Origin of the sequence: Alteromonas algae (genome assembly GCF_049117195.1) — a bacterium.
Lineage (GTDB): Bacteria > Pseudomonadota > Gammaproteobacteria > Enterobacterales > Alteromonadaceae > Alteromonas.
Genome location: NZ_CP185260.1, coordinates 2,308,344 through 2,334,702 on the forward strand (window position 1 = coordinate 2,308,344; position 26,359 = coordinate 2,334,702).

22 protein-coding genes are annotated in these 26,359 nt (G+C 45.0%); 6 read left to right on the forward strand and 16 right to left on the reverse strand.

Annotation, left to right across the window (positions count from 1 at the left end; translation table 11 throughout):
* Positions 1 to 202 precede the first annotated feature (202 nt).
* The gene (locus ACOJRU_RS10395) at positions 203 to 601 is read left to right on the forward strand and encodes a DUF3718 domain-containing protein (RefSeq protein WP_421131678.1); all 399 of its coding nucleotides are present in this window, start codon (positions 203 to 205) and stop codon (positions 599 to 601) included.
* Positions 602 to 1,031: 430 nt separating this feature from the next.
* Here the strand turns inward: ACOJRU_RS10395 and yfbR are convergent, their stop codons facing one another.
* Entirely contained in the window at positions 1,032 to 1,679 is a 648-nt protein-coding gene (gene yfbR, locus ACOJRU_RS10400) for a 5'-deoxynucleotidase (protein WP_421131679.1), read from the reverse strand.
* Positions 1,680 to 1,910: 231 nt separating this feature from the next.
* On the opposite strand from yfbR, the gene ACOJRU_RS10405 reads away from it, so the two are divergent.
* A complete protein-coding gene (locus ACOJRU_RS10405; protein WP_421131680.1) occupies positions 1,911 to 2,087 on the forward strand; it encodes a DUF1328 domain-containing protein in 177 nt (58 codons plus the stop codon).
* Positions 2,088 to 2,128: 41 nt separating this feature from the next.
* Complete coding sequence (locus tag ACOJRU_RS10410) at positions 2,129 to 2,323, forward strand: hypothetical protein (RefSeq protein WP_421131681.1); 195 nt, start codon at positions 2,129 to 2,131, stop codon at positions 2,321 to 2,323.
* A gap of 73 nt (positions 2,324 to 2,396) precedes the next feature.
* On the opposite strand, the gene ACOJRU_RS10415 is transcribed toward ACOJRU_RS10410, so the two are convergent.
* The 7 genes from ACOJRU_RS10415 to ACOJRU_RS10445 form a co-directional block, all read right to left on the reverse strand.
* Entirely contained in the window at positions 2,397 to 2,612 is a 216-nt protein-coding gene (locus ACOJRU_RS10415; protein WP_421131682.1) for a hypothetical protein, read from the reverse strand.
* 1 nt (position 2,613) lies between these two features.
* Positions 2,614 to 5,436: a DUF349 domain-containing protein gene (locus ACOJRU_RS10420; protein WP_421131683.1), complete on the reverse strand. Its 2,823-nt coding sequence runs from the start codon at positions 5,434 to 5,436 to the stop codon at positions 2,614 to 2,616.
* On the reverse strand, positions 5,426 to 5,719 hold the full coding sequence (locus tag ACOJRU_RS10425; protein WP_421131684.1) for a YeaC family protein: 294 nt from the start codon (positions 5,717 to 5,719) through the stop codon (positions 5,426 to 5,428). The genes ACOJRU_RS10420 and ACOJRU_RS10425 overlap by 11 nt, the downstream gene beginning before the upstream one ends.
* Positions 5,716 to 6,045, reverse strand: a complete 330-nt coding sequence (locus tag ACOJRU_RS10430; RefSeq protein WP_421131685.1) for a hypothetical protein — start codon at positions 6,043 to 6,045, stop codon at positions 5,716 to 5,718. The genes ACOJRU_RS10425 and ACOJRU_RS10430 overlap by 4 nt, the downstream gene beginning before the upstream one ends.
* A 189-nt stretch (positions 6,046 to 6,234) precedes the next feature.
* The gene (locus ACOJRU_RS10435) at positions 6,235 to 7,893 is read right to left on the reverse strand and encodes an alanine/glycine:cation symporter family protein (protein WP_421131686.1); all 1,659 of its coding nucleotides are present in this window, start codon (positions 7,891 to 7,893) and stop codon (positions 6,235 to 6,237) included.
* A gap of 142 nt (positions 7,894 to 8,035) precedes the next feature.
* Positions 8,036 to 9,163, reverse strand: a complete 1,128-nt coding sequence (locus ACOJRU_RS10440) for a M14 family metallopeptidase (RefSeq protein WP_421131687.1) — start codon at positions 9,161 to 9,163, stop codon at positions 8,036 to 8,038.
* A gap of 158 nt (positions 9,164 to 9,321) precedes the next feature.
* The gene (locus ACOJRU_RS10445; protein ID WP_421131688.1) at positions 9,322 to 10,767 is read right to left on the reverse strand and encodes a glyceraldehyde-3-phosphate dehydrogenase; all 1,446 of its coding nucleotides are present in this window, start codon (positions 10,765 to 10,767) and stop codon (positions 9,322 to 9,324) included.
* Positions 10,768 to 10,889: 122 nt separating this feature from the next.
* On the opposite strand from ACOJRU_RS10445, the gene ACOJRU_RS10450 reads away from it, so the two are divergent.
* Positions 10,890 to 11,783: a DUF2989 domain-containing protein gene (locus ACOJRU_RS10450; protein ID WP_421131689.1), complete on the forward strand. Its 894-nt coding sequence runs from the start codon at positions 10,890 to 10,892 to the stop codon at positions 11,781 to 11,783.
* Positions 11,784 to 11,933: 150 nt separating this feature from the next.
* Here ACOJRU_RS10450 and msrB read toward each other — a convergent pair whose 3' ends face one another.
* From msrB to malQ, 5 genes are all read right to left on the reverse strand, one after another.
* Complete coding sequence (gene msrB / locus ACOJRU_RS10455; protein WP_421131690.1) at positions 11,934 to 12,332, reverse strand: peptide-methionine (R)-S-oxide reductase MsrB; 399 nt, start codon at positions 12,330 to 12,332, stop codon at positions 11,934 to 11,936.
* A gap of 70 nt (positions 12,333 to 12,402) precedes the next feature.
* Entirely contained in the window at positions 12,403 to 13,956 is a 1,554-nt protein-coding gene (gene gndA / locus ACOJRU_RS10460; protein ID WP_421131691.1) for an NADP-dependent phosphogluconate dehydrogenase, read from the reverse strand.
* A gap of 113 nt (positions 13,957 to 14,069) precedes the next feature.
* Complete coding sequence (glgX, locus tag ACOJRU_RS10465) at positions 14,070 to 16,151, reverse strand: glycogen debranching protein GlgX (protein WP_421134751.1); 2,082 nt, start codon at positions 16,149 to 16,151, stop codon at positions 14,070 to 14,072.
* A 19-nt stretch (positions 16,152 to 16,170) separates the two neighbouring features.
* Positions 16,171 to 18,360: a 1,4-alpha-glucan branching protein GlgB gene (gene glgB / locus ACOJRU_RS10470; RefSeq protein WP_421131692.1), complete on the reverse strand. Its 2,190-nt coding sequence runs from the start codon at positions 18,358 to 18,360 to the stop codon at positions 16,171 to 16,173.
* Positions 18,361 to 18,467: 107 nt separating this feature from the next.
* Positions 18,468 to 20,666, reverse strand: a complete 2,199-nt coding sequence (malQ, locus tag ACOJRU_RS10475) for a 4-alpha-glucanotransferase (protein WP_421131693.1) — start codon at positions 20,664 to 20,666, stop codon at positions 18,468 to 18,470.
* Positions 20,667 to 20,903: 237 nt separating this feature from the next.
* Between malQ and gap the strand changes: the two genes are divergently transcribed.
* Both gap and ACOJRU_RS10485 read left to right on the forward strand, forming a co-directional pair.
* Entirely contained in the window at positions 20,904 to 21,899 is a 996-nt protein-coding gene (gene gap / locus ACOJRU_RS10480) for a type I glyceraldehyde-3-phosphate dehydrogenase (RefSeq protein WP_421131694.1), read from the forward strand.
* A 113-nt stretch (positions 21,900 to 22,012) separates the two neighbouring features.
* Positions 22,013 to 22,864, forward strand: a complete 852-nt coding sequence (locus tag ACOJRU_RS10485; RefSeq protein ID WP_421131695.1) for a D-hexose-6-phosphate mutarotase — start codon at positions 22,013 to 22,015, stop codon at positions 22,862 to 22,864.
* A gap of 61 nt (positions 22,865 to 22,925) precedes the next feature.
* Here the strand turns inward: ACOJRU_RS10485 and ACOJRU_RS10490 are convergent, their stop codons facing one another.
* The 3 genes from ACOJRU_RS10490 to edd are packed head-to-tail and all read right to left on the reverse strand — an operon-like array spanning position 22,926 to position 26,356.
* Positions 22,926 to 23,573: a bifunctional 4-hydroxy-2-oxoglutarate aldolase/2-dehydro-3-deoxy-phosphogluconate aldolase gene (locus ACOJRU_RS10490; protein WP_421131696.1), complete on the reverse strand. Its 648-nt coding sequence runs from the start codon at positions 23,571 to 23,573 to the stop codon at positions 22,926 to 22,928.
* A 3-nt stretch (positions 23,574 to 23,576) separates the two neighbouring features.
* Positions 23,577 to 24,530 (reverse strand): glucokinase, encoded by a 954-nt coding sequence (glk, locus tag ACOJRU_RS10495; protein ID WP_421131697.1) that lies wholly within the window; start codon positions 24,528 to 24,530, stop codon positions 23,577 to 23,579.
* Complete coding sequence (gene edd / locus ACOJRU_RS10500; RefSeq protein WP_421131698.1) at positions 24,527 to 26,356, reverse strand: phosphogluconate dehydratase; 1,830 nt, start codon at positions 26,354 to 26,356, stop codon at positions 24,527 to 24,529. Before edd ends, glk begins: the two co-directional genes overlap by 4 nt.
* Positions 26,357 to 26,359 lie beyond the last annotated feature (3 nt).

Genomic DNA, 26,359 nt, shown 5'->3' on the forward strand with positions numbered 1-26,359 from the left:
AAAATACGCTAGCACCACACTCAAATAACAATAAAAATATTAATAATCAATACATTAACTATTAACAACCATCACTCCTGCATCAGTAAGCGTATTATTTTCTATACCTCGTTATTGCCCCGTATGTTTTTCAACCTCCTCGATTGCGCTTTAATACAAGCCGAACAGACAAATTAAACCTTTAACCGAAGAGAATTTAACCATGTTGAAAATTGTTAAAACTTCACTAGTAATCGCCGCTTCTACTCTAGCTTTTTCTAACGCAGCACAAGCGAACGACGTAAACGAAGCCCTTGCCAACATCTGCACGATTGTACAAGCCGATGATAAAGGCGAACTTCGTAAGAAAATGCGTAGCGTGCAATCTGACTACAAACTTAAGCTTCGCGATTACTACAGCGCCATCTCATGCAACGGCCAAAGCCTTATTCGTACGGCTTTAACCAGCAATGCTGTTGAAGTAGGCACACTATTAGTTAAAAAAATGCCAAGCAAAGATTTAAAATCGCCTGAAGCAGACGGTAAAACCCTTCAAGCGTGGATTGCAGAGCAAGGCCTAGACGCTAACCCTATCGCGTCTGAGTTAAACGGTCGCATCTAAGCACCTTATTTCACATACCATGTGATACCTTTTCAACATGGTCGCGGCGCATGCCGCACTGGTGGCCCCTTCATGGGGCCACGCCTTTTTCTGGTAACCCTCTTTTTCTTGATGCAACACACCTAACCCTACTCTAGACTAGCCCTATTTTAGACACTCACAACAAAACCTTGTCGTTCGTCACAAACTTATATTCCTTGGACACCCACTCGTTGCATAATCATCGCCTCCACCCAACTCACAGATTGATACGTGGATGTCCATGTTTACGAACTGGTTATTCAACCTAATAGTTGTGGGTGTCTATGTTCAGGAAAGGCTTGTGGCTACTGATTGCGTGTACGGGAGTAAGCGGAAAAGGTGGGTGTCTATGTATAAAGGGGGGAGACACCCAATTAATAGCGCTGCGTTTAGCAGCAAATTGTTTTTACTATTTGGTATCTAAATGAAGGTTATTGGCGCGCTCTACCCACTCCAAATCTTTTGTTTGTTCATCGAGTGTCGCCTTCGCATCTTCCAAAAAGATGCGGCAGAAGTAGTCGACCGACTTCATTTTTTGACGATACCGATTCAGCTGTACCTCCATTTCATGCATGGCATTAGCAAATTCAGAGTTAGACTTTGACAGCTCATAATCACACTTCAGATAAGCACAAAGTACATCCGCAGCTTTTGCTAAACGAACATGTATATCATCTTTATCTTGCTCGATTAACGGTTGATAACGGGCTTGTAACGGCTCTGGCAACGTTTTGATCAGCATCGCTTCAAACCGCTTTTCTAGTTTTTTAATAGCTGCGGTAGTTTCTGGGTCATGATATTTAACCGGGCTTGGTATATCGCTCATCCCAGCAATTTCACTGCCTTCATGAAATATCGCCATTGCCGCTACCCGGTCAGGATCTACTTCTTCATTGAATACGTCGGCCGCAATCGCACCTAGCATATGCGCAACAACCGACGCCTCGTAGACATGTGTAGATAACATCTCATCTTGAAACTGCGCCATTAACGGCCAGCGTTTTACGTTTCGTGCTCGCTGCATCAACCCGATAAAAGCCGAATGAGAATTTGCCATAGTTGTTTTTCCTATTGTTCGCTTACTTCATAGTATCATTTGTATTTTAGGTTTTCCCCACAATGTAAAAAATGCAATGTGTTGTGTAATCCTGTAGCACACCATACGTTTTCGCAGACAAAAAAATCTTCTCAAATGAAAAATAACCCATATTAATTAGAAGCTTAGAAAAACGGCACAGTACTGGCATAAGTCATTGTGACATTACGGAAGCAAAACAAGGAGATAACCATGTTAGGTTGGGCAATTACATTTTTTATCATCGCCATTATTGCAGCAGTTTTTGGTTTCGGCGGAATAGCCGGTGCAGCGACAGGGATCGCGCAGTTTTTGTTCTTTATTTTTGTAGCACTGCTAGTCATCTCGCTTATTGCTAATGCACTACGCGGTCGTTCACCAAGAGCATAGATTTACTAGTTTTTAAATTATCAAAGGATTTGGAGAAACACATGATCACATTAAAATCACTTTTAAAATTAGCCGCAATTTCAGTATTTGCAATGTCAGTAGTTGCATGTGGTGACGGCGAAGCCGAAAACGCAGGCGAAGAGCTTGACGAAATGGTAACAGACGCAGGTAATGCGGTAGAAGATGCGTGTGAAGACGTAAAAGAAGGTGTAGACGCTAAAGATGACGATTGTTAATCACTACGCGTAATACCAAAAAAGGCCGATAAGATATCGGCCTTTTTTATTTGTCGAAACGTACAAATCACGCTTACGCTTCACTGCCCCCTAGTTCACGGGCTAAATCGTCGAGCTTAGATAGCATATTATCGAACTCTCCAAGTACATACCGATACGATACGTAAACATGTGTGTCGCTCCTACCAAACTTAACGCGTAAATCATGAGCATCGAAATGTTTCACGGTATTTAAAAACCGATAAGCACGCATCTCGCTTTCAAATACATACTCAATTTCGTTGTTCATACTAATTAAGCACCTTGGGGTCCGCTTCAACAATTGTCGCAAACCGCGCGAGCAACGCTAACTCTTCAGTATCAACCACACCGTGAGAAAGCCACGCATTAACTACATCACGGGCAGACATACTTTCACCGTGCTCTAATTTATTTGTCATTAATGTAAGCTGCACGTTGGTTCTTATGTCTGACAAATTATCCGGTGTTTGGTTTTCAGTAACCACTTCTAGCGCTACCGTCAGCCACGCTCTATCACGAGTATGAGGGGTGTCTGCGGTAAGTAACGCCAGTAAACGCTTTCCTATTTTCTCACCATCTTCTGTATCAACCTGTGGTATTTCACCATGCTCTAATACGCGTAACAGCGCTGTTGCGCGTTCACGCAACCTGCGGTTCTTTGCCTGCAGTTGACTGTCGTTAAGCTGCTTTCGAATAACACCAATTTGGCGTTCCACTTTTTGCAATTGCGGCTTCGTTAAGACCGGCAAATCACGTTCAAACTCGTCCAACCGCGCTTTTTTCTCAGCGGCACTGTCAGTCTCTGCAATACTCGTCAACGTCTCAAGTAGCGCTTCAGCCTGGGCCTGACTAGCTTGGTCTTGCGCTTTTCGACTTTCTTTTAGTTTTGCAAAAAGCGTGTCGTTTGCCGACTTAAAGGTGCTCCACAGTTTACTCTCACTGCGCTTCCCGGCATGACCAATTGCTTTCCATTGCTTTTGCAATGTTTGGGCTGCATCAGCGGCTTTAGACACATCTTGTGCTTCACACAACGCAAGAGCTTCGTTAACCAATGCAGATTTTTTCTCTGCATTAGACAGTCGCCATTCCTTGATTTTCTCCTGATGTGGGGCCAATGCACTATGCCAAGATTTCTTTAACTTCTCATATTGCGCTTTCTCAACTTGCCCTGTCACACTCCATTTTTTCGACAGACGGTCTATGTGTTTTGATAATACGTCCTCAGGCAAAGATGAGTCTAAAGCAGTAGCTTCTTCAACTAACGCCTTACGGATGGCAAGCGCTTCTGCTCGTTTTGCATCTAATTCGGCGTAATGTTCTCGGCAAGGCTGAAACGCTTTTTCTAACGCCGCGTCGAATGCCTCTTGCAGCGCCTTATCATCACTATCATCTGCGCTTGTTAGACTTAGCCATTGCTGCCTTAATACACGGATCGCTTCGCTTCGACCTTTAATATCATCCGCTTCACTGTCTGCAAGTTGCTGCGCTTGCTCTACTAATAACGGTTTTCGTGGCGCAGCAAGGTATTGTTGCCACCCTGCTAATCGCTCTATTTCACTTGCGGTATTATCAAAACGAATTTGTAATTGTGATTGCTGATCAGCGGCAAGGCTGTCAAATGAAGGTTTTACTCGACTAAACTTAGCCATTGCTGCACGAAACTTTCCTTGGCTAACAAGGCTGTCGATGACGGACAGTTGCTTGCGAACATTGTTCATTTCGTTTTTCGCGCGGCTTGTAACCTCTCGTTGCTTTGCACGAATATGTCGGCGTACCTTATTAAATCGCGCTTCAATAGACACTGGCGATTTGATTAATTGTACAGCGATACCGTTATATTTTTCTTGTAGCGCTTCAAATTGTGCGGCGACGTCATCATCACTGTTTGCATTAACGCCATTCGTCGTCTCGTCCACAGCTGACGCGTCTTCACTCAATGCATCACGCGTCAGTGCTTCAGCACGCTCCACACAAGACAGTAGTTTTTGCGCATATTGCTGCTGCATGGCGAAAGCATCTAGCGTTTCATTTAATGCTGCTGCGTTGGCCTTAGCGTTATCAACGTTGCTGTAAGACATCCGCGCTAATTGGTCAATCGTTGCTTCAACGCCTCGAACTGATTCATTCACCACCGCGACATCGGCAAGCGTCGCCTCACACAGTCGTTCTTCAAACAACCAATTTACCTGTTGTTGTGCGTGCTTCATTTGCTGTTGATAATGTTCCAACAGCGAGGCAAGTGCCTCGGCGTGCTTAGCGGCTTCCCACTGTGGCTTTATCTGCGAAATATAACGCTCCAGCTGAGCGTGAATTTTTTCATGCTTCGCCGTAATATCCTTTGCGTGATCGTCATCAAGTAATGCAATGTCTTGCAGCAACAATGCATACTCAGCTTCAAGCGCTGCTTTTTTCTCATCAATAACATCAACATCTTGCTTATCCTTTAACGCTTGGTATTTAGATAAACATAACGTGAAAGCACGCGATAACGCTTTTGGCTTTTGTGCGTCGACAAGTAACGCGTCAATACGCGTATTGAGCACAGTTTGCATCTCTGCAGAGGTTGTCTTCTTAGCGAGCTTTTGCAACATGGTAATATCGTTGATAGAGGACACGATATGCGCTTTAAGCTCTTCAGACGAAGTATTGACTAGAACGAACTGGGTAAATGAGGGCTTGTCTACTTTGTTAAGTAGTGCCTTTGCCAACAACACGTCGTTAATTATCGAGGCATTATTACTTACCACATGTTGAATTAACTCAGCGTTAGCGTTTTCACGCAAATATGCATCTCGCTCTGAGTTGGATAACACAATATCGCTCGTCTGCAATAGTGCACTCTCAACCCGCTTTTCGGCAAGACGCTTTACTCTGTCGTTTTTAGCAATGTGAGCCATTTTTTGCCACAGAACAAACGTATTAAGTTTTTCGAGCGCCGCTAGGCTGACATCTGCGCTGTCATCATTAAACGCAAGCTCGTGAAGAATTGTTTTTTCTGCTGGCTTTTCTGGCGAAAGGTTGTTGATTGCTTCTAACCGCTTTTCGGGCTTTGAACTGGTATACGATGCTGCAAATAACCGACTAAATATCATCCTGTTTGAACCGCGCTATGGTGTTGTTATCATCTTTTTCATCTACAAGTGCACGTTTAAAATCTTGTTTGCTTTTGTGCACAATTTCGCCATTTCCACCAACCGTCATATGTTCCGACGACTTTTCAATTTTGGCTTGGTACAGCATTACCATCTGCATAGAGCTGGCTTTTTGATCCTCAGTGAGAGGATTTCCATCAGGCCACTTACCTGTTTCCACCGCAAGACGAAGGCGCTCATAGAGCTCCGGCGTCATGCTGTTAACTAATACTTCTACATTCATGAATTAAAACGCTTAATTAATACAATACGAGCACGATTAACCAAATACCAAACAAACCCTGAAACACTCGCAACAATCGCTAAGTTATGTTGTAAGTCACCAGGCTTCGTTCCACCCCAATACATAAAACCAAAACCTGCAACGAAGATAAGCATAGCAATGAGTGATTGGTTTTGAATACTCTGAAGTTTCGTAAACTTTTGTAACTGCTGCTTACGTTCAATGTCTTCAGCACTTGCATTGCCAATTTTAAAATCGCAATGCGGGCAGCTGCTTGCCTTATCAGACGTTTTTTTGTTGCATGACGGGCAATTTACTAATGCCATGTGTTGCTCCCGTTTGAAAATACATGAGATAAAACCCAAGTAGCGCTTAATTGATGAGGTGCGCAATAATACTTAACTTAGTTACGCCTGTGAAGCGCAGTTGGTTTTTATGCGCTAATAGAGACAAAAAAAGCGTGTAACAGCGCCAGTATTTGAACTGATGCCGAAACACGCCTTTGTTAATGACAATTATTTTTTATTTCTTGCCCAATAATCGTTCACGGTTTCTTTCATTTCCTTACTTAACAGCATAATGCCGAATAAGTTTGGAAGGGTCATCACAACGATGGCAACAGCTGATAGTGCCCACACTAACGTGGTATCAGAGAACGCGGCCCATACAAAGCCTGCAACGTAAATTACGCGATAAGGCATTACCGAGCGGGGGCCAAGCAAATAGGTCATCGCCCGGTCACCGTAGTAAGACCAAGCAATAGCAGTCGAGAAGGCGAACAACATCAGGCCAATCGATACAATATATTGCCCAAACTCCCCAAAGAAACCGCGGGTAAAAGCGATAGTCGTTAGCGCGGCTGAATGCACAAGCGATTTACCGCTAATCTCCAAGTTGTCTTTAACAGGCTTACCTTTTTCAATTTTAAGGGTCCCCGTAAACAAGTCTTCACTACCAACCGAATACTTAACGTCTTCGGCAACCGAACGCGAGTTTAACAGTGTAAACCCTTCACTAACGGCAGTACCGTTAACTACCGATATCGTTCCGTTGAACGCGTTGACTTCATTGCCGTCAACGTCATTCAGGTATCCGTATAGTTTATCAACGTCGGCTTGATTACTATCGTCATACTTGCCTTCAACAAACAGCATATCTGAACGGTCGAAGACGTTTTCATGTTTTTCTTTCCATACACCAGAAGACAGGATGACTAAGCCGGTAATGGTACAAATAACAATTGTGTCAATGAAAGGTTCAAGTAACGAAACCATACCTTCAGATGCTGGCTCTTTAGTTTTCGCCGCAGCGTGAGCAATAGGTGCAGAACCCTGACCCGCTTCGTTAGAAAACAGACCTCGGTTAACACCACGGTTAAATGCATATGCTAATGATGCGCCTAAGAACCCCCCCGCAGCGGCAGAACCCGTGAAGGCATCATTAATGACAGACACAAACGACGGACCAATATTTTCAAGGTTGGCGAAAATAACACCCATTGCCCCGATAAGATAAATAACGGCCATAACCGGCACTACGCGCGCAGTAAATGCAGCAATGCGCTGAATACCACCGAGGATAACAAGGGCCAGTAAAATACCTAACACACTGCCTACCATCCACGGCTCAAAACCAAAGGTGGCTTCGATACTTTGTGCAATACCATTACTCTGGGGTAAGTTACCTGTGCCAAATGAGCTGATAACAGTCGCAATAGCAAACGCAACTGCCAACCATTTCATGTTCAAACGTCGGTCCATATAATACATTGGGCCACCGGCCATGGTGCCGTCTTCAGTTTTTACGCGGTACTTATGAGATAACGTAACTTCAACAAACTTCGTTGTCATACCCAAGAAAGCCGTTACCCACATCCAAAATAATGCAGCAGGACCGCCTAGGAAAATAGCAAACGCAACACCACTGATGTTACCCGTTCCCACTGTTCCAGATAGTGCAGTCGTTAGGGCGCGGAAATGGGTGGTATCGCCTGGGTCGCTTTCTTTATCAAACTTACCCGTAACAACTTGCCACGCATGTTTAAAAAATCGAATTTGCGGAAATTTTAGGTATATGGTGAAAAATAAACCTACGCCAAGAAGCACGTAAGGAAACCACCCTGCTCCCCCTAAAAACCCGTCTAGTAAAACGAGAAAACTATATAACCCTTCCAAGGTGACTCCCCTCTAAATATTGTTGTTATGATTTCTTTTTTTTGGATGTTTTATTTTTCGGTAACGACCGTTGATAACCAAGATGCTTATGGATATAAAAAACGGGTTATTAACCTATCATAATAACCCGCATAATCTCTTGTTATTTTAACTTGCTGATTACCGCTTTTACCGCGATCAACAAATCTTCACCTAATTGCCTGCTTCGCTGCACCGACCAACCGTACACATCATCAGGCACGTCAGCGTTATCTTTAAAAGGCATCTCAACGGTATAAGCCATACACGAGAATTTATGACCAACCGCGTTTGAGGCTACGGTTAGATTGGCCTTACCAGGTTCATCTTTATCGTAGCCGTAAACGTCTTGAAATTCAGGCGTAGCCGCCATCAGTGTATCTTTAAAGGTATTCTCAAGGTCTGCAATGGTTGCGTTATAACCTGGGTTACCCTCAGTACCGGCAACGAAGTTATATGGCAATGCCTCATCACCGTGAAGGTCTAAATACATATCAACGCCAATATCAGTCATCGCGTTGAGAACATAAAGTACTTCAGGACTTTTCTCTGCTGTCGGTGTAGCCCACTCTCGGTTTAGGTTTGTGCCTACCGCATTAGTGCGTAAGTGGCCTCTAGCGCTGCCGTCAGGATTCATATTAGGAACAATGTAGAAAACAGCATCGTCAAGCAGCTTTCTTCCTAAGCCATCCTGCTCATCAAGCAAGCGATAGATTAACCCTTCGGCACACCATTCGGCCATGGTTTCACCGGGGTGTTGGCGAGCGGTAACCCACACCTTTTTCTTTTCAGGCGTCTCTTCACCAATCACAAGCATTGACATATCTCGACCATCTAGAGTCAAGCCAAGAAAGCGGTGCTCACACATTAAAGACATCTGTGCATCATGAATTAAGTCTAAATGACGCTCATAGCTGTAAGGAATAAAGTACGCGAAGTAAACACTAGGTTGTTCTAGCGTAAGCGAGAACGTTAAGTTATCGCCATCGAATTTACTTGGCACGCGAAACCATGTCTGGCGGTCATAAGATGCCAACACATTGTACTCTTCCCAACCAGCTGGATACGCTGACTTAGCTAAGTTTGTCAGTGTCATGGTGTGCGTAACGAATGTTTCGCCCACTAATCTAAAATGGAACCACTGTGCAAACTCGGATTGATTGTCGTTGGGTATCGAAAGAATGATCTTTTCGGGTGATGCTGCGCTAACAACGTCGATGTTACCGCTATCGAATTGACTGGAAATATGCATGGACTGTCGTTTCCCTTGTTATTTGTGCGCTAATTTAGCATAGACAATAGTAGAAATACTATTGGAAGCCTCGTGTTTTCTGCGCTCAGTAGTATAGGTTTTGTTTACACAAACAAAAAACCGACCACTTTAGGTCGGTTTTTATACAGCACTTAATATTAAAGTGGCAGTGTTGGGAACGTAATCCCCGCCATATCACGCACTACACGCATTACCTGGCAGCTGTAACCAAACTCATTGTCATACCAAACGTATAACGTTAAGCGATTGTCAGCCACAATTGTCGCTTGCGAATCGACGACTGACGCCGCGCGCGAGCCAACTAAGTCTGTAGATACAATTTCTTTACTGGCGGTGTAGTCAATTTGGTGCTGAAGCGATGAAAACAACGCCGTATCGCGCAAGAATTCATTCACCGCGAGCCTGTCAGTGGCAGTCTTAAGGTTTAAGTTAAGAATGGCCAGTGAAACATTAGGCGTCGGTACACGAATAGCATTACCCGTAAGCTTACCTGCTAGTTTTGGGTACGCCTTAGATACCGCTTTCGCTGCGCCAGTCTCAGTGATAACCATGTTAAGTGGCGCGCTTCTGCCGCGTCGATCACCTTTGTGGTAGTTATCAATAAGGTTCTGATCGTTGGTGTATGAGTGAACGGTTTCAACATGACCGTTATCAATACCATATTCTTCATCAAGCGCTTTTAGCACTGGCGTAATTGCATTTGTTGTGCAACTTGCCGCAGAAATAATAGTATCTTCAGGTAACACTTCATCGTGGTTAACACCGTGAACGATGTTCTTTATATCGCCCTTACCAGGTGCTGTAAGAACGGCTTTCGCTGCGCCTTTTGCTTTAAGGTGTAGCCCAAGCCCATCGCGGTCACGCCAAATACCCGTGTTATCAACGACAATAGCGTTGTTAATTCCATATTGCGTGTAATCAACCTCATCAGGGCTGTTGGCATAAATTACCTGAATATATGAACCGTTAGCTTTTAACGCATTCTTTTCTTCATCAATTGAAATGCTGCCGTTGAATGGCCCATGAACCGAGTCACGACGAAGTAAACTTGCACGTTTTTCCAAGTCTCCTTCTCTTCCGCCACGAACAACGATGGCCCGTAAACGAAGCTTATTGTTTTCTCCCTGACGCTCTATGAGTAAGCGAGCAAGAAGACGACCTATACGACCAAACCCATAAAGTACAACGTCTTGAGGTTCTTGTTCATCGTTCTTATCAACAACGTCGTTTAGTTTTTCTTTGAGATAGGCCGTTAGGTCGGTGTTGTCAACCGCAGAACCGAAATTAAAATCGAAAGCGAGTTTGCCAATATCTATTTGAGCAGGCGCTAATTGCATGTCATTCAACGCTTCAAGAATAGGGAAGCTTTCTCTTAGGCGTAGTTTAATGCCCTCGTGTAAGCGAACTTTTCTGTGTGCCTTGATGATGTCGGTTGCACTAGCATTAAGTAGTGAGCGACCATAAACAGAGATTTCTATTGCTCTATTTCGGTATAATTTACCGATTAAAGGCAACATCATTTCTGCGTATTCCTGGCGCTCCTGCCAGCTACTTTGTAATTCCTGCTCAAACTGTTGATTCATGCTTCTGCCTTCATTGATGAAAATTAACGGTTATTTGCACGTCAGCTATTATTATTCTTAGGGTACACTCGGTGAGTTATCGTCTGACGATGACGGGCATAATCTTAATAAAACAACCTAGGATGACCAAATTGTTGATAAATTTCAGAAAGCTAACAATAACGTCTACTTTGCGCCGTTTGTTTGGTAATTTTCCAACAAAAACGCCACAAACACTTTTTGTATTGCTTGTAAGTTTGATACTGCAAGGCTGCGGTGACTTCTTCGAACCTACTATCAGTGAAATCTGTGATGAAAACAGCGAGTTATGTCTAGATCTTAGTCTAGATGCCCGCTGTAGGTATGAAAGAGCAGATATTATTCGCCTACGCTATTATCACCAAGATGATAAAACCGACGCGTATAAATACCCGTTGTTACTCGCCTTCGAAGATTACCTCGTCTGTGTCGACGAGGTACAGCATATTGAACATATTAAGCGTAAAGGCAAAGAAGCGACTCGCTTAAAGGGCGTTATTACTGCGCAAAAAGAATTGAAGCGACTTGCAAGAGAAACGAAAGACTCCCTCGACCCATACTTATCGTACTACCATTGGACACGTTTCAATGACAAAGACGCGTTTCATCGTTTTGAAAGGTATAGCGCGAGCAATAAGGTGAACGACCCTGAACTGTTGGTTTCGTTAGCTTCTGCACAGATAAAAACAGACCAAGTGCGAACCATCAAAACGCTATATCGGGCATTAAGTTTATACAAAGACTCAGATGATATTGATATCGGCATCTATCATTCTTTGGCATCTATTGGTATGGATACCGAAAATTACCGAATGGCTTACGTATGGTATGGGGTAAGCGAAGCGTTTGATGAACGTCTACCGTCAATTCAACGGGAACAGCTTGGCAACGCATTTAATTTACCGGTTTCAATTCTTGATAATATCATTGACGATATTGTGTCTTCATTGAATTCAGGCGAGTTTAATGCCGATACGCTGATGCTTGACCGACTGTGATTTTGAAAATGAATTACACTTTCAACGGCTAAAAAAATGAAAAAATCCGCGGTTATGCCGCGGATTTTAATGTGGTCTTTCGCTACCGAGCCCAAAGAGGTTAAATTTTAACCAGAAGTTCACCTTTCATAGACCGTTTTCTCAGCGCTATTACCCTTTTACTACGCTGTTGTCTTCACCGTTGAAGGTAAGTGACAATGAGTTCACACAGTAACGCTGACCTGTTGGCGCAGGTCCATCAGAAAATACATGCCCTAGATGTGAATCACATTGTTTACAAAAAATTTCTACCCTGCGCATCCCCAGCGAATCATCTTCACGATACCCTACATTTTCCGCGTCGAGTTGTTTAAAGAACGAGGGCCAACCGCAGCCCGCATCAAACTTGGTATCTGATGGAAACAACGCTGCATTACAGCACTTACACACGTAAATACCCTGGCGGGTTTCATCTAACAACGCGCCGGTAAATGGTCGCTCGGTACCCGCTTCCCGGCACACACGGTATTCGTCTTCACTTAGTGTATCTTGCCACTCATTATTTGACATTTTTCTCTCCAAACAAAAAAGGTGTATTGAACAATACACCTTTTTAGACATTATCAGTGAAAGGGTTATCTTAGCGTTTGATAGCCGTTTCAGGACGGGCTGGATCACTCCACTCAATGTGATACTTCTTACCAGGCGCTTTATCTACCCGTTGATAGGTGTGCGCACCAAAGTAGTCACGTTGCCCTTGCAACAGGTTCGCCGGCAATACTGCTGTTCTGTAAGAATCGTAATAGCTTAAAGCTGACATCATTGCCGGGCATGGAACACCCGCTAGTGTTGCTTGCGCGATAGATTGACGCCAATCAGATTGATACTCAGAAATTTGCTGGGCAAAGAAAGGGTCCATCAGCAGGTTTGATAGGTCTTCATTGGTTTCATACGCTTTCGAAATGGATTGCAAGAACACAGCACGAATAATACAGCCTGCTCGCCATATCTTTGCAATTTCGCCGAACTCTAATTTCCATCCGTGCTCTTTGCCTGCCATCGCCATCAACTGGAACCCTTGCGCATATGCACAAATCTTTGAGCAGTAAAGCGCTTGTTCAAGCTGATTTACGATAGCCATCTTCTCTTCATCAGAGTACGTTACTGCGTTAGGGCCTGTTAACACGGCGCTCGCTGTTACTCGCTCTTCTTTCAAACTTGAAATGCTGCGCGCAAATACTGCTGACGTGATAGTTTGTGCTGGGCTGCCGACTTGAAGTGCACTGACTGCTGTCCATAAGCCCGTCCCTTTCTGTCCGGCTCTGTCCAAAATGACATCCACCAAAGGCTGCTTAGTTTCTGGGTCAAGTTGCTCTAACACTTCGGCACTAATTTCAATAAGGTAGCTGTTTAACTTCCCTTCGTTCCAGCGTCTAAACACTTCTGCTATTTCTGCTGGCGCCATATGCAATGCTTCACGCATAACATGATATGCTTCGCAAATAAGCTGCATATCAGCATATTCGATACCATTGTGAACCATTTTCACATAGTGACCGGCGCCAATAGGGCCTATATAAGTGGCACAAGGTTCGCCCTCAATGACAGGCTGTCCCGGCGTAGTGCTCTCTATTGGCTTACCGGTTTGCGGATCGACTTTCGCTGCAATTGACTTCAACACTGGCTCGATGCGAGTCCATGCATAAGGATTACCAGAAGGCATCAGAGAGGGACCAAATCGTGCCCCTACTTCACCACCTGATACCGCAGTTGAGAAGAATACGAATTTGCCTCTGTACTGCTCTTCGCGAGCAACGCTATCCGTCCATAGCGAGTTCCCAGTATCAACGATAATATCATCCGCGTTGATACCCGCATCAATAAGGTGGTTACAAACGTGGTCTACGGGGTCGCCTGCTGGCACAGACAAAATAATAAGATGGGGCGCTTTTAATTTGCTAAGAAGTTCTGTGTATGAACTACAGCCTTCAACGCGTGGGGCAGTGCCTTCGGCTCTTTCAGACGCATCCTTTGTTAGAATAGCGTCCACTTTTTGCTGATCTAAGTCAAAGCAAGCAACGCGATAACCATGGTCAACCAAGTTCATCGTTAAGTTACTGCCCATCACACCTAAACCGATAAAGCCAATATCGCACGCGGTCGATGTGTTCTGATTTCCACCTTCATTTTGCATAGGTTCACCCTCACATTCCAGATGGGTGCGCATGATACCATCTGGATAAATAAAGAACAGCTTATCATGACAATATCGATACGGTATGCCGCTTTTGTCGTCAACGGTAAAGCTTACGGCCTAGTTTCACTAAAACTAAACAGTGCTAACGAACGATTTGCTTGCAAGAATACCTTTTGAATGCAAATGGATGGCTGATCGTCTAGCGAAGCGTAACGTGTATCTAGATGTAGTGTCCACCCACCGCTCTTTGACAGTGTTGGAAGATGAAATCTTACGTCATTATCGCTGGCATTAACGCACAAGAACCAGTGCTCTACAGAGCTATGGGCAGTAGCACACCCTTTTATTTCAACGCCGAATGCTTTGTTATGTTTTGCGTTCCAATCCTCAGACGCCTTGTCAGACCCATCGGGTTTAAACCAATTAATCTGACTTACATTTCTGCCCAATGTGAAATGGTCATCATCAAGCTTTAATTCACTCAGTAAACTTGACGTTTGACGCAGCCGAACAGCGTATTGGCAAAACGACAAGAAATCTTGTTTTCTTTTATTAAGGGTCCAGTTGAACCAACTTAAAGGGTTATCTTGGCAGTAGGCGTTATTGTTGCCGTTTTGCGTCCGACTCAATTCGTCCCCCCCTAAAATATGCGGGGTTCCCTGAGAAAAAATTAAGGTCGCAAACAAATTACGTTTCTGGCGTTCACGCAATTGGATGATTTCCATGTCGGTTGTTTCGCCCTCAATGCCATAATTATGCGAAAGGTTATGTCCATGACCATCACGGTTATCTTCTAAATTGTCTAAGTTGTGGCGTTCTGAGTACGTCACCATGTCGTGTAGCGTAAAACCATCGTGATAAGTAATGTTATTCACCGAGGTAGATATATGGCGCTGACCTTTGTGAAATAGGTCACGAGACCCCATTAATCGCGTCGCAAAATCTGCCGTTACACCATCATCAGAGCGCCAAAACGCGCGCACCGTATCTCGGTACTTGTCGTTAACTTCTAACCATGGCGAAGGAAAGTTTCCAACCTGATAACCGTTAGGTCCAATATCCCAAGGCTCGGCAAGTAATACTTTATCTTTCAATGTAGGATCTTGGCTAATGGCCCGTAATAGACCCGATGTTTTTGTATATTCTTGAGGCTCTCTTCCTAGCGCAACCGCTAAGTCAAACCTAAAGCCATCAATACCCACCGTAGAGACCCAAAAACGCATAGCATCCAATATCATTCCCATCATAAATGGGTCGCTGGTGTTAATCGTGTTTCCACACCCAGAATGATTTGAGTAAACAGTTTCTTTTTTGTCGGTGGTTTCTAATAAATAGGCATTGTAAGGGCAAAGGCCTTTAAACGAGAGGATTGGCCTCCCGTGCCCCGCCTCAGCGGTGTGGTTGTAAACCACATCAAGAATAACCTCTAGCCCCGCTTCATGGTAAGCCGCTACCATCTGCTTGGCCTCATCGAGCGCATTTTTCACCCCGTATCGAGGCTCAGGGGCAAAGAAGTTTATTGGGTTGTAGCCCCAATAGTTGGTTAGCCCTTTATCGGTAATAAAGGGCTCAGGCATAAACGCATTAACCGGCATAAACTGCACGGTAGTGACACCAAGCTGCTTAATGTGCGCAATAACGCTTGGGTGCGCGGCACCTAAAAATTTACCACGATGTTCTGCAGGTACGTCTGGATGTTGTTTCGTCAGCCCTTTTACATGAGCTTCATAAATAATGCGTTTATGTTTTCCTATGGGCGCTGACGTGGTGCGTGGAGACGTTAACTCTTGTTCGCTCAACACCACACCCTTTGGCATCATAAACTGCGAATCATGCTTGTACCGTCGTTCGTCCCATTGTAGCGGGCGACTTAGCTTTTTAGCGTAAGGGTCGATAAGCAATTTATCTGTTGAGAAATCATGCAGGCTATTATCCTTTGCTTCTACACGATAACCATAATACTGGCCCGCTAGAATTGACGGAACAAAGCCATGCCATACATCACCGGTTTTCTCCGGTAATGGGCATTCGGCAATCGCTTCTTCCGTATCGCTATTGAACAAACACAACATTACCGAGTTTGCATTTGGTGCATAAATGGCAAAGTTGCACCCCTCCTGCTTAAGCGTTGCGCCAAGAGGGGTGGGATCACCATTTTGTATAGCAGAAGATGCTAGCTCGTTATCCTTCAATTGTTTCACTATCCTTAAATTACGCTGTCACGTAGAAAATGGTTGCCAATGGCGGTAGCGTTATATCCACAGATTGCCCGCGCCCATTCCAAGGTATCGATGTGGGTGTAACCGTTTTCTCTACCGCAAAGTTACTTCCGCCGAACTCACTCGAGTCGGTATTTAATAACAGCGTGAGCGGTGCGTCTGTGTCAACGCCAATCCTAAAGTGCTCTCTAGGTACGGGGGTAAAGTTGCTCACCACGTACACCTTTTGCTTATTTCCCTTCGCACTACGTACAAAAGAAACAATACTCTGCGACGCATTGTCGTGATCTAGCCATGCAAACCCTTCGTGAACGTGATCTTGCTCATACAACGCGGGTGTATCGCTGTACATATGGTTCAGAGCACGATACACCGCTTGAATGCCTCGGTGCTTATCATGCTCTAACGCCGCCCAATCTAAGCCAGCATCATGATTCCACTCTTTAAACTGACCAAGCTCGTTGCCCATAAAGTTAAGCTTTTTGCCAGGGTGCCCATACATGAAACCTGCATAGCATCGAAGATTTGCCGCTTGCTGCCACTCGTCGCCCGGCATTTTGCGCAACATACTTCCTTTTCCATGCACCACTTCATCATGCGAAATGGGCAATACAAAGTTTTCGTCAAATGCGTACACCATACTGAACGTAATGTCACCATGATGATAATTCCGATATGCAGGGTCTTTTGAAATATAATTCAAAGAATCGTGCATCCAGCCCATGTTCCACTTAAAGCCAAATCCAAGACCACCATCAAACACAGGCCTTGATACTTTAGGGAACGATGTAGATTCTTCTGCGATGGTCATTGCATCTGGAAACGCATTGTAAACCTCTTCGTTCATCCACCGCAGTAAACTAATGGCTTCGTAGTTTTCATTACCACCGTCAACATTGGGGATCCACTCTCCATCGTTTCTGGAATAATCTAAATAAAGCATTGAGGCAACGGCATCCACACGTAGCCCATCGATATGAAATTTATCTAGCCAATAAAGCGCGTTGGCAACCAAAAACTGTCTTACTGTGTCTTTGCCGAAATCGTAGATACAAGAGTTCCAATCAGGGTGCCAGCCTTTTCGTGGGTCATCATATTCGTATACATGCGTTCCATCGAAACGAGCAAGGCCATGGGCGTCCTCTGGGAAATGTGCAGGAACCCAGTCGATAATAACGCCAATGCCCGCTTGGTGGCACTTGTCTACGAAGTACTTGAAATCATCCGGTGAACCAAATCGGCTCGTAGGAGCAAACATACCGACAGGTTGATAACCCCAACTTCCATCAAAGGGGAACTCTGAAACAGGCAGTAACTCTAAGTGCGTATACCCCATATCTTTCACATAACCAATCAATTCATCGGCTAATTCGTGATAAGAGAGATAACGTGCATCGCTATCTGCATCTGGGTGCTTCCATGAACCAAGGTGTACTTCGTAAATACTCATAGGCTGCGCGTATTTATCGCGTTTTCTAGAGGAAAGCCACTCAGCATCATTCCATGAATAGTTGTCGTGGTTGTAGATTTTCGATGCATGTGACGGGTATTGTTCCGCGCTAAAGCCTAAAGGGTCAGCTTTATGTGGTAGCTCGTGGCCGTTAGCATCTTTTATTTGATATTTGTAGCGAGAGCCTTCTGTTACATTAGGTACTACCAGTACCCAGTATCCCATGGATGTTTTTTCCATGGGGTGAAGACTTCCGTTCCAGTGATTAAAATCGCCTATTACAGACACCGCTGATGCGTTAGGCGCAAAAACACAGAATCGAACGACATCAAGTTGCGCGTTATCTGACAGCGTAAGCGACAATAACTGGGCACCAGCTTGTTCATATAAATTCGCTGGTTTACTGTCAATAAAGTGAACGGCGTGAAACGCTTCGTCTTTAAACTGATAGGCGTCAACGTAACTGTACTCGTTGCTGCCCGACGTTACGTTCACACAATAATTTTTGTCAAGACACGTTTCTTTCACTGCCCCTTCAAAGAGCCCAAGGTCACTGACTTTCTTTAATGCAATAGAGGTTTTCTTTTTCCCTTTATCAAGCCACGTCAACGAAACGGTGTCGGCACCTGGTTGCCAAACTCTTACCATATCCCCGTCATTTGTGCTCGTCACGCCAAGTGACGAATACGGATGGGTACACGACGCGCTTTCAAGTTGCTGTGCTAACTGCATTAAATACTCCTGTTGAAACCCGCTAAGCAGGGGTTCATTACCTGTAATCTAGGCGATAGTAAACACGTTTACCATTCGCTTTACCTAAAGGTAATGGCGATATAGGTCTAGCCATTACCTGTTTGTTTACGCGCATGGGTTAACTGATGTGCTAGCCCAGTTATAGCATGATTTTGAAAAATATCCTCGACGTTCTGGGTTAACTTTCTACGCCAATTTGGGTACTCGTTAAAGGTACCGGGGATATTCACTGGCTTGTCCATTTGTAACCAATCTTCTAGTTGCAAACTCAACAATGCGCTAGATCCTTTCGCCATATGCACTTGCATTGCGTAGTTCAGCGCTTCAGTCATTGGTGTATTGTTTACATCTCGGCTCACCTCGCCATCCACTGAGCCGTGCCCATGAAGTGAATCAAGTATTGATTGCTTATTATCGTGGCGGTCAGTGTAAAGCGTTTGCAATATGTCTTCAGTTGGGTAAAGCCCTATCGTTTTACCCAGTTCTAAATCTAAGCAATGCCAAAAGCCAATTAGTGTTGGCATATCGTGTGTGGTGAGTGTCGCCATAGATTGAACCGGATAATGGCTAGGAGAATAGAATCCACCATCTTCGGCCTGCTCAAAGAAAAACACACGGTAGGAATACACACCATTATCAGCAAGTTTACTGCGAATTTCTTCCGGTACGGTGCCTAAGTCTTCACCAATAACAAGGCTTTCATTGCGATGGCTTTCGAGCGCTAAAATGCCAAGAAGGTCGTCAACGGGGTAGTAAACGTATCCGCCTGCTTTTGCATTATCACCTCGATATACCCACCACAGACGCAGCAATGCCATTACGTGGTCTATACGTAATGAGCCGCTTGATGCCATATTTGCAGAGAACAAATCAATAATGGGTTGATACGCCTGCTCATACAATTTACGAGGGTCCATGGGAGGAAGCCCCCAATTTTGTCCAAGTGGGCCTAAAATATCTGGCGGCGCACCGACACTCGCATCAATACAATACAAGTCCTTGTTACCCCAAATTTCAGCACTTCCCTCACTAACGCCTACTGCCAAATCACGATACAAACCAATTGTCATGCCACAGTCGGACGCTTTTTGACTAGCGGATTCCAATTGCTGGGCGGCAATCCATTGCAAAAACAAATAGAATTTTACGTCTTTAGCATTGGCTTTTTTAAACTTAGCAACCGCTGGATTATGATAATCTTGGAATTCTTCAGGGAAAACAGGCCAACCCCAGCTTTCTTTACCCTTTGTTTTTAGGTGTGATTGCAGTGCGTCGTACACGGCTAAGGTATCAAGACTCTCCCCACCCTCTTCTACAAATGCTTTGAACGCTTTGTTTTGCTTTGTATTCTTTTTAAGGAAACGGGCGTCGTAAATCTCAAAAACAGCTCGCAATGCTTGAAGTTTCAATTGCGCGACCGCGTCGTAATCAACATGTTCTACATTTCTGGCATGCTCAAGGGTTGTGGTAAACGCCTCTGAGTTAACAATGGATTGAACACTATCCTCTTCGAACCCTTCAACGGCCGTTGGGTCGATGTATAAATAATTTAACCAACGGCGCGAGCTTGGACCATAAGGAGAACAGGCATCAGGGTTTGCTGGGTATAAAGCATGTATCGGGTTTAACCCGATAAAATCTGCGCCCACACCCGCGGCATTCTCAATGAGCGTCGTTAAGTCAGAAAAATCACCAATTCCCCAGTTGCGTTCGCTTCTTACGCAATATAACTGAACGCTTAGCCCCCATACCTTTTTGCCGTCTTTTATATCTTTCGGGGTAAAACACGCTGTAGGTGCCATAATCATACGGCATTCGCCGAACGTATCGCCATCTGCCGATAAAGAAAGCGTGTGATAGCCTATTGGGAGAACCATTGGCAAGGTGACAACGTATTCATGAAACTCTACATCGTCGATGTGAGCCATTGTGGTCATTTCAGCATCTACAGGGGTAAAGGTATGCGACAGGGTTTCACCTGACTCTAGTGTAATCGTTAGCACGTGTTCATCGTTTACCAGCTCTAGCGGTAATCGAACGGGAACATTAATAGTTTCATCGGTACGAATAACATGAACAGGATTAAGTACAGATAACCATACTGAATTGATATCGTCTCTCATTTGAGATGCTATCACTTCATCGTTATCCGTGTCATAACCAAGCGCATTGAGTAACTTGGTTTTACTCGATTCTGCGATGGTTGCTGGTTTGCCCCACGCGTCAACATAGTGGGTTTCTATTCCACGCATTTCAACCAGTTGTTGCAGACGTTGTTGTGTCATCTTTGTTGTTCCTGTTTTTCAATGAAAGGCACGCGATCGAAAAATGCCGATTTTGTATTAATACAATTTATTAACATTATTCTAGAAACATGCGTTCGGTGAAAACTGAATACGATTGCATAAGTATTTGTTTGTAATTTTGCAACACTTTTGCTTTTTCTTTTGCCAATTATGCCATTTTGATCCATACTTTACGTAATTTATTTTCACATTTATACTAATTAATAGGGGTACGCCATGACAATTCGCATCGGTATTAACGGTTTCGGACGAATCGGACGCTTGGTAATGCGAGCTGCAGCGGTTCGTGAAGACATCGAAGTGGTTGCAGTAAACGACCTTCTAGACACAGATTATATTGCCTATCTACTCAAGTATGACTCTACGCATGGATTATTCGACGGCGAAGTAAAGGTAGATAACAACAACCTTATTGTAAATGGTAAAACAATCCGGATTACTTCAGAGCGCGATCCTTCTGCTCTAAAGTGGAATGAGGTTGATGTTGACGTTGTTGTAGAATCAACAGGTCTTTTCCTTACGAAAGAGACAGCATCAAAGCATTTAGAAGCAGGGGCGAAAAAAGTCGTCATGTCTGCGCCTTCTAAAGACGACACGCCAATGTTCGTTATGGGTGTAAACCATGACAACTATGCGGGCGAGAACATTGTTTCAAATGCGTCATGCACAACGAACTGCTTAGCACCACTTGCTAAAGTGTTGAACGACAAATTCGGCATCGTTGATGGCTTAATGACGACGGTACACGCAACGACAGCGACACAAAAAACCGTAGACGGCCCATCAACAAAAGACTGGCGTGGTGGTCGTGGCGCGGGCCAAAATATCATTCCATCATCGACTGGCGCAGCGAAAGCAGTAGGTAAAGTCATTCCAGAACTTAATGGTAAGTTAACAGGAATGGCCTTCCGTGTACCTACGCCTAACGTATCAGTCGTTGACCTTACGGTCAATCTAGCCACACCTACCAGCTACGAAAACATTTGTGCTGCGATGAAAGAAGCGTCAGAAGGTGAGCTTAAAGGTATTATGGCTTACACTGAAGATGCGGTTGTGTCTAATGACTTCATCGGCAATCCAAATACATCAATCTTCGATGCCACTGCAGGTATTGCACTAACAGACACCTTCGTGAAGGTAGTGTCTTGGTACGATAATGAATGGGGTTACTCAAACAAGGTTCTTGATTTAGTGGCTCACGTTTCTAAATAAGGGTGGCGTAAGGTCACGCCTTATACCCAATCGATAAAAAAGGTGCGAATAATATTCGCACCTTTTTTGTTTTAGATGCACAATAGTCTTTTTTGTCCGTTCATGGAGAACGTATGGATACGGTCACTTCCGTTACAATAAGTGAGGCGAACGGCCTTACCTTCCTCAATGTCGATAACGAGTTCGCTACTGCTCAAATTAGTTTGTTTGGCGGGCATGTACTTTCGTTTATTCCCAAAAGCGATAATACAGAGAGGCTATGGGTAAGCCCTCATGCATATTTAAATGGCGAGCGGCCTATACGCGGTGGAATTCCCGTCTGTTGGCCGTGGTTTAGTGACGATCATGGCCGTGACAAAGGTGCGCTGCCCTCTCATGGTTTTCTGCGCACTCAAGTATGGAAGCTGATTAGCGCAACAGAAGATGGAACGGGTACACATATTACCTTATCGCCACTGTTTACTCGTGCTGAAGGATTTGAGTACGACTGCGATGTAACGTTAACTGTTGTCATTGGCCGCGCGCTTGACGTTTCCCTTACCACTAAAAACACAGGCGTTGCCCCCTTTACTTTCAACTGTGCCTTGCATACCTACTTTAGTGTTTCGCATATTAAAGACACGGCATTAGCGGGTATTAACCATCAGTACAAAGATAAAACGGCTGACTGGGCCATTATGCCTGCGCCCGAACCATACACCATTTCACAAGAAACAGACCGTATTCATTTGGGTGCGGTAGAAAGGGCAACCATCGAGCAAGAGGGTAAAGGGTTTACCGACGTTATCTCGTCGGGCAGTGACAGCTTAGTAGTTTGGAATCCGTGGCAAGGGGCCGCATCTATTTCAGATATGGATGCGTTTGGATACAAACATATGTTATGCGTTGAATCTGCGGTTACCCAAGGCTTAGAAGTCGCACCAGGGGCTTCTCATACGCTAACCCAACGGGTTGTGCCATTATAGTCGTCGCGATAGTGAAGCAATCAGATATAAAAAAACCTGCGTAAAGCAGGTTTTTTTATTGTTATGCGTGTTTAACGCCCGCCACGGCATCTTTTGCAAGTTGGGTTATTCTATCCCAATCACCCGCTTCTATTGCATCGTCTGGCGCTAACCAAGAGCCACCAACACACTTAACGTTTTTAAGTGCAAGGTAATCGTTGTAATTACCTGGACCAATACCGCCCGTTGGACAGAACGTTACATCAGGAAACGGACCGCTTATAGATTTAATCGCGTTTACACCACCAGAAGCTTCTGCTGGGAAAAACTTAAGGTGGGTATAACCCGCGTCTTTACCTTTCATAAGATCTGATGTTGAGGAAATACCTGGGATAAGAGGAATATCAGCTTCCATCCCTGCTTTTAACAAATCCGCAGTCATTCCTGGGCTAATCGCAAACTTAGCACCGGCTTCAGTCACCGCTTTTAGCTGCTGCGCATTAGTCACAGTGCCCGCGCCAATTAGCGACTCTGGCACTTCTTCCGCAATACGTTTAATAACGTCAATAGCTGAAGGCGTTCTCAACGTCACTTCAAGCACTTTGATCCCACCGGCCATAAGCGCCTTTGCCAATGGAACGGCTTTTTCTACATCATTTATCACCAAAACAGGGACAACCGGGCCCGCTGCAAAGATTTCTTCCGGTGAATATTTCCAATTCGTCGTCATATTTCAGCTCGTAGTATGTTGTTGAAGATATGCAGCGGCACCTAATAAACCATGATCAGGCTCTGCAATTAAGTAAGTAGGAATGTCTTTCACGTAGTGCTTCATCTGCCCTTTGGCTTCAAATCGCGCCCTGAAATCACTGTTTTGAATAAATTCAGGGAATCGGCTGGCTATGCCACCGCCGATGAATATGCCACCGGTGGTCGCCATATTAAGAGCAAGATTCCCCGCAAAACTTCCCATGATTCGACAAAACTGTGTCAGTGCTGCATGCGCAATTTCACAGGTTCCTGCCAACGCCGCTTCGCTCACTTGCGCAGCATCGGTGAAGGTGACAGGTTCGGCTGCATGTGTTGCTAGCGCGGTGTAGATATTATGAATCCCTCTACCTGACATGACTTCTTCTGCCGAAGCGCGACCAAGCGTACTGTGTAAATGACGCCATACGATAACGTCAGTTTCATCAACCGGCGCAAAGTCAACATGGCCACCCTCGCCGTCTAGCGTCTGCCATCCTGACGAGGTCATCGTAATATGCTCAACGCCTAGCCCGGTACCAGGGCCAAATACAGCAATGTTGCCGCCCTCTTTCGCTACACCACTACCTACTTGTAACACTTGGCTTGTACCCAATGCCGGTAATGAATGCGCCACCGCAGTAAAGTCGTTGATAACGTATAACGCATCAAGTGATAACTGGCTGCGAAGGGCTTTTTGAGAAAATGCCCAACTGTGATTGGTCATCTCAACTTGGTCACCTAACACGGGACACGCAATACCAATACATCCTTGCGTAAATGTGTACTGAGGCATATCGTTAAAATATTGCGCGATAGCGAGGTCAATACTCGCAAAGTCTGTGCACAGGTACTTTCTAATGTCTGTTACACCCTCGTCGGTCACGCGGGCGACACGAATATTCGTCCCGCCTACGTCAGACACAAACTTGTGTGTCATAGCGCTTGCTCCTGGTTGAAAAACAACGAGCACGCACCTTCTTCTGCACCCGTTAAATTGGCACGCATTCCGCCAAACATTTCGCGGCCCATGCCAACGTGGTGATGACTAATATTGGCCGGTGCCGGTTCTCTAGATGCAAGGGTAGCGTCATCGACGTGAAGCGTAAGTTGGCCGGTTACCGTATTTAATTCAACGATGTCGCCATTATGAACCTTCGCCAGTAAACCGCCCTTAAACGCTTCAGGGGTAACATGGATTGCCGCAGGTACTTTACCCGATGCACCTGACATTCTTCCGTCGGTAACTAGCGCAACGTTAAAACCTCGGTCTTGCAACACACCTAGTGGTGGCGTAAGGCGGTGCAATTCTGGCATACCAATCGCCGACGGGCCTTGGAAGCGAACCACTACGATACAATCTTTATCTAAGTCGCCTGACTGAAATGCAGAATCTAATTCAAATTGGTCTTCAAACACAACGGCTGGGGCTTTAATTGTGCACTGTGGTTTACGAAGGGCTGACGTTTTAATCACACCACGACCTAAATTACCTTCCAGTACGCTCAAACCGCCATCTGGTTTGAATGGGCTTTCCACTGTCGCAAGTACTTCTTTATCGAGCGACTCAGTGGGGCCATCACGCCATTCTAATACGCCATCGATAAGCACTGGCTCTTTTGTATAAAAATCTAAGCCTTCGCCGCAGATAGTTTTCACATCGTTGTGTAACAAGCCAGCATCAAGTAACTGCCTGATGAGTAATGACATGCCGCCAGCAGCTACAAAATGGTTAATATCGGCAGAACCATTTGGATAAATGCGTGTTAGTAGCGGCACGGCGTTTGAGATGTCTGAGAAATCGTCCCAATTAACGATGTAACCCGCCGCGCGCGCCACCGCAATCAAGTGCATAGTATGGTTAGTAGAACCGCCCGTTGCCAATAGTCCAACAAGGCCGTTCACAATGGCTTTAGCATCAACAATATGACCAATTGGCGTGTAGTTATCACCTAAATCGGTTAAGCGAGTCGCCTGAACGGCAGCGGCTTTGGTTAACGCGTCACGCAATGGTGTACCTGGGTTCACAAACGACGATCCCGGTAAATGAAGGCCCATCATTTCAACCACTAGCTGATTTGAGTTTGCTGTGCCGTAGAATGTACAGGTACCCGCTGAGTGGTAAGACTGTGATTCTGCTTCTAATAGCGCATCACGACCTACTTTGCCTTCAGCATATTCTTGACGTACACGTGCTTTTTCTTTGTTTGGTAAACCCGACGGCATTGGACCTGCCGGCACAAATACGGTAGGTAAATGTCCAAACGTCAATGATGCTAAAAGCAGCCCTGGAACGATCTTATCGCAAATACCGAGCATCAGCGCCGAGTCAAACATGTTGTGCGACAGTGCAATAGCAGCACCTTGCGCAATATTGTCTCGACTCATCAGGCTTAAATCCATGCCCGTTTGCCCTTGCGTTACCCCGTCACACATTGCCGGAACACCGCCTGCAAACTGTGCCACACTGCCAACGTCTTTTACTGCTTCTTTGATGATCGCAGGGTACGTTTCGTAAGGGTGATGGGCTGATAGCATGTCGTTATATGAAGAAATAATGGCGACATTGGCTTTTGTCATTGAACGAAGATCAGACTTATCAGCCGTTCCGCACGCCGCAAAACCGTGAGCGAGGTTCCCGCACGATAATGCACCACGGTGTGGACCCTGACGTCGTGCTGTTTCAATTTTTTCTAAATAAGCTTTCCGCGTGTCTTTGCTGCGCTCGATAATACGCTGTGTGACTTCTGCAATTTTCGGGTTCATGGT

Bases quoted from the DNA above. Each gene is read 5' to 3' on its own strand.
- ACOJRU_RS10395 (WP_421131678.1), top strand. From the start codon at position 203: ATGTTGAAAATTGTTAAAACTTCACTAGTAATCGCCGCTTCTACTCTA.
- yfbR (WP_421131679.1), bottom strand. From the start codon at position 1,679: ATGGCAAATTCTCATTCGGCTTTTATCGGGTTGATGCAGCGAGCACGA.
- ACOJRU_RS10405 (WP_421131680.1), top strand. From the start codon at position 1,911: ATGTTAGGTTGGGCAATTACATTTTTTATCATCGCCATTATTGCAGCA.
- ACOJRU_RS10410 (WP_421131681.1), top strand. From the start codon at position 2,129: ATGATCACATTAAAATCACTTTTAAAATTAGCCGCAATTTCAGTATTT.
- ACOJRU_RS10415 (WP_421131682.1), bottom strand. From the start codon at position 2,612: ATGAACAACGAAATTGAGTATGTATTTGAAAGCGAGATGCGTGCTTAT.
- ACOJRU_RS10420 (WP_421131683.1), bottom strand. From the start codon at position 5,436: ATGATATTTAGTCGGTTATTTGCAGCATCGTATACCAGTTCAAAGCCC.
- ACOJRU_RS10425 (WP_421131684.1), bottom strand. From the start codon at position 5,719: ATGAATGTAGAAGTATTAGTTAACAGCATGACGCCGGAGCTCTATGAG.
- ACOJRU_RS10430 (WP_421131685.1), bottom strand. From the start codon at position 6,045: ATGGCATTAGTAAATTGCCCGTCATGCAACAAAAAAACGTCTGATAAG.
- ACOJRU_RS10440 (WP_421131687.1), bottom strand. From the start codon at position 9,163: ATGCATATTTCCAGTCAATTCGATAGCGGTAACATCGACGTTGTTAGC.
- ACOJRU_RS10445 (WP_421131688.1), bottom strand. From the start codon at position 10,767: ATGAATCAACAGTTTGAGCAGGAATTACAAAGTAGCTGGCAGGAGCGC.
- ACOJRU_RS10450 (WP_421131689.1), top strand. From the start codon at position 10,890: ATGACCAAATTGTTGATAAATTTCAGAAAGCTAACAATAACGTCTACT.
- msrB (WP_421131690.1), bottom strand. From the start codon at position 12,332: ATGTCAAATAATGAGTGGCAAGATACACTAAGTGAAGACGAATACCGT.
- gndA (WP_421131691.1), bottom strand. From the start codon at position 13,956: ATGCAAAATGAAGGTGGAAATCAGAACACATCGACCGCGTGCGATATT.
- glgB (WP_421131692.1), bottom strand. From the start codon at position 18,360: ATGCAGTTAGCACAGCAACTTGAAAGCGCGTCGTGTACCCATCCGTAT.
- malQ (WP_421131693.1), bottom strand. From the start codon at position 20,666: ATGACACAACAACGTCTGCAACAACTGGTTGAAATGCGTGGAATAGAA.
- gap (WP_421131694.1), top strand. From the start codon at position 20,904: ATGACAATTCGCATCGGTATTAACGGTTTCGGACGAATCGGACGCTTG.
- ACOJRU_RS10485 (WP_421131695.1), top strand. From the start codon at position 22,013: ATGGATACGGTCACTTCCGTTACAATAAGTGAGGCGAACGGCCTTACC.
- ACOJRU_RS10490 (WP_421131696.1), bottom strand. From the start codon at position 23,573: ATGACGACGAATTGGAAATATTCACCGGAAGAAATCTTTGCAGCGGGC.
- glk (WP_421131697.1), bottom strand. From the start codon at position 24,530: ATGACACACAAGTTTGTGTCTGACGTAGGCGGGACGAATATTCGTGTC.
- edd (WP_421131698.1), bottom strand. From the start codon at position 26,356: ATGAACCCGAAAATTGCAGAAGTCACACAGCGTATTATCGAGCGCAGC.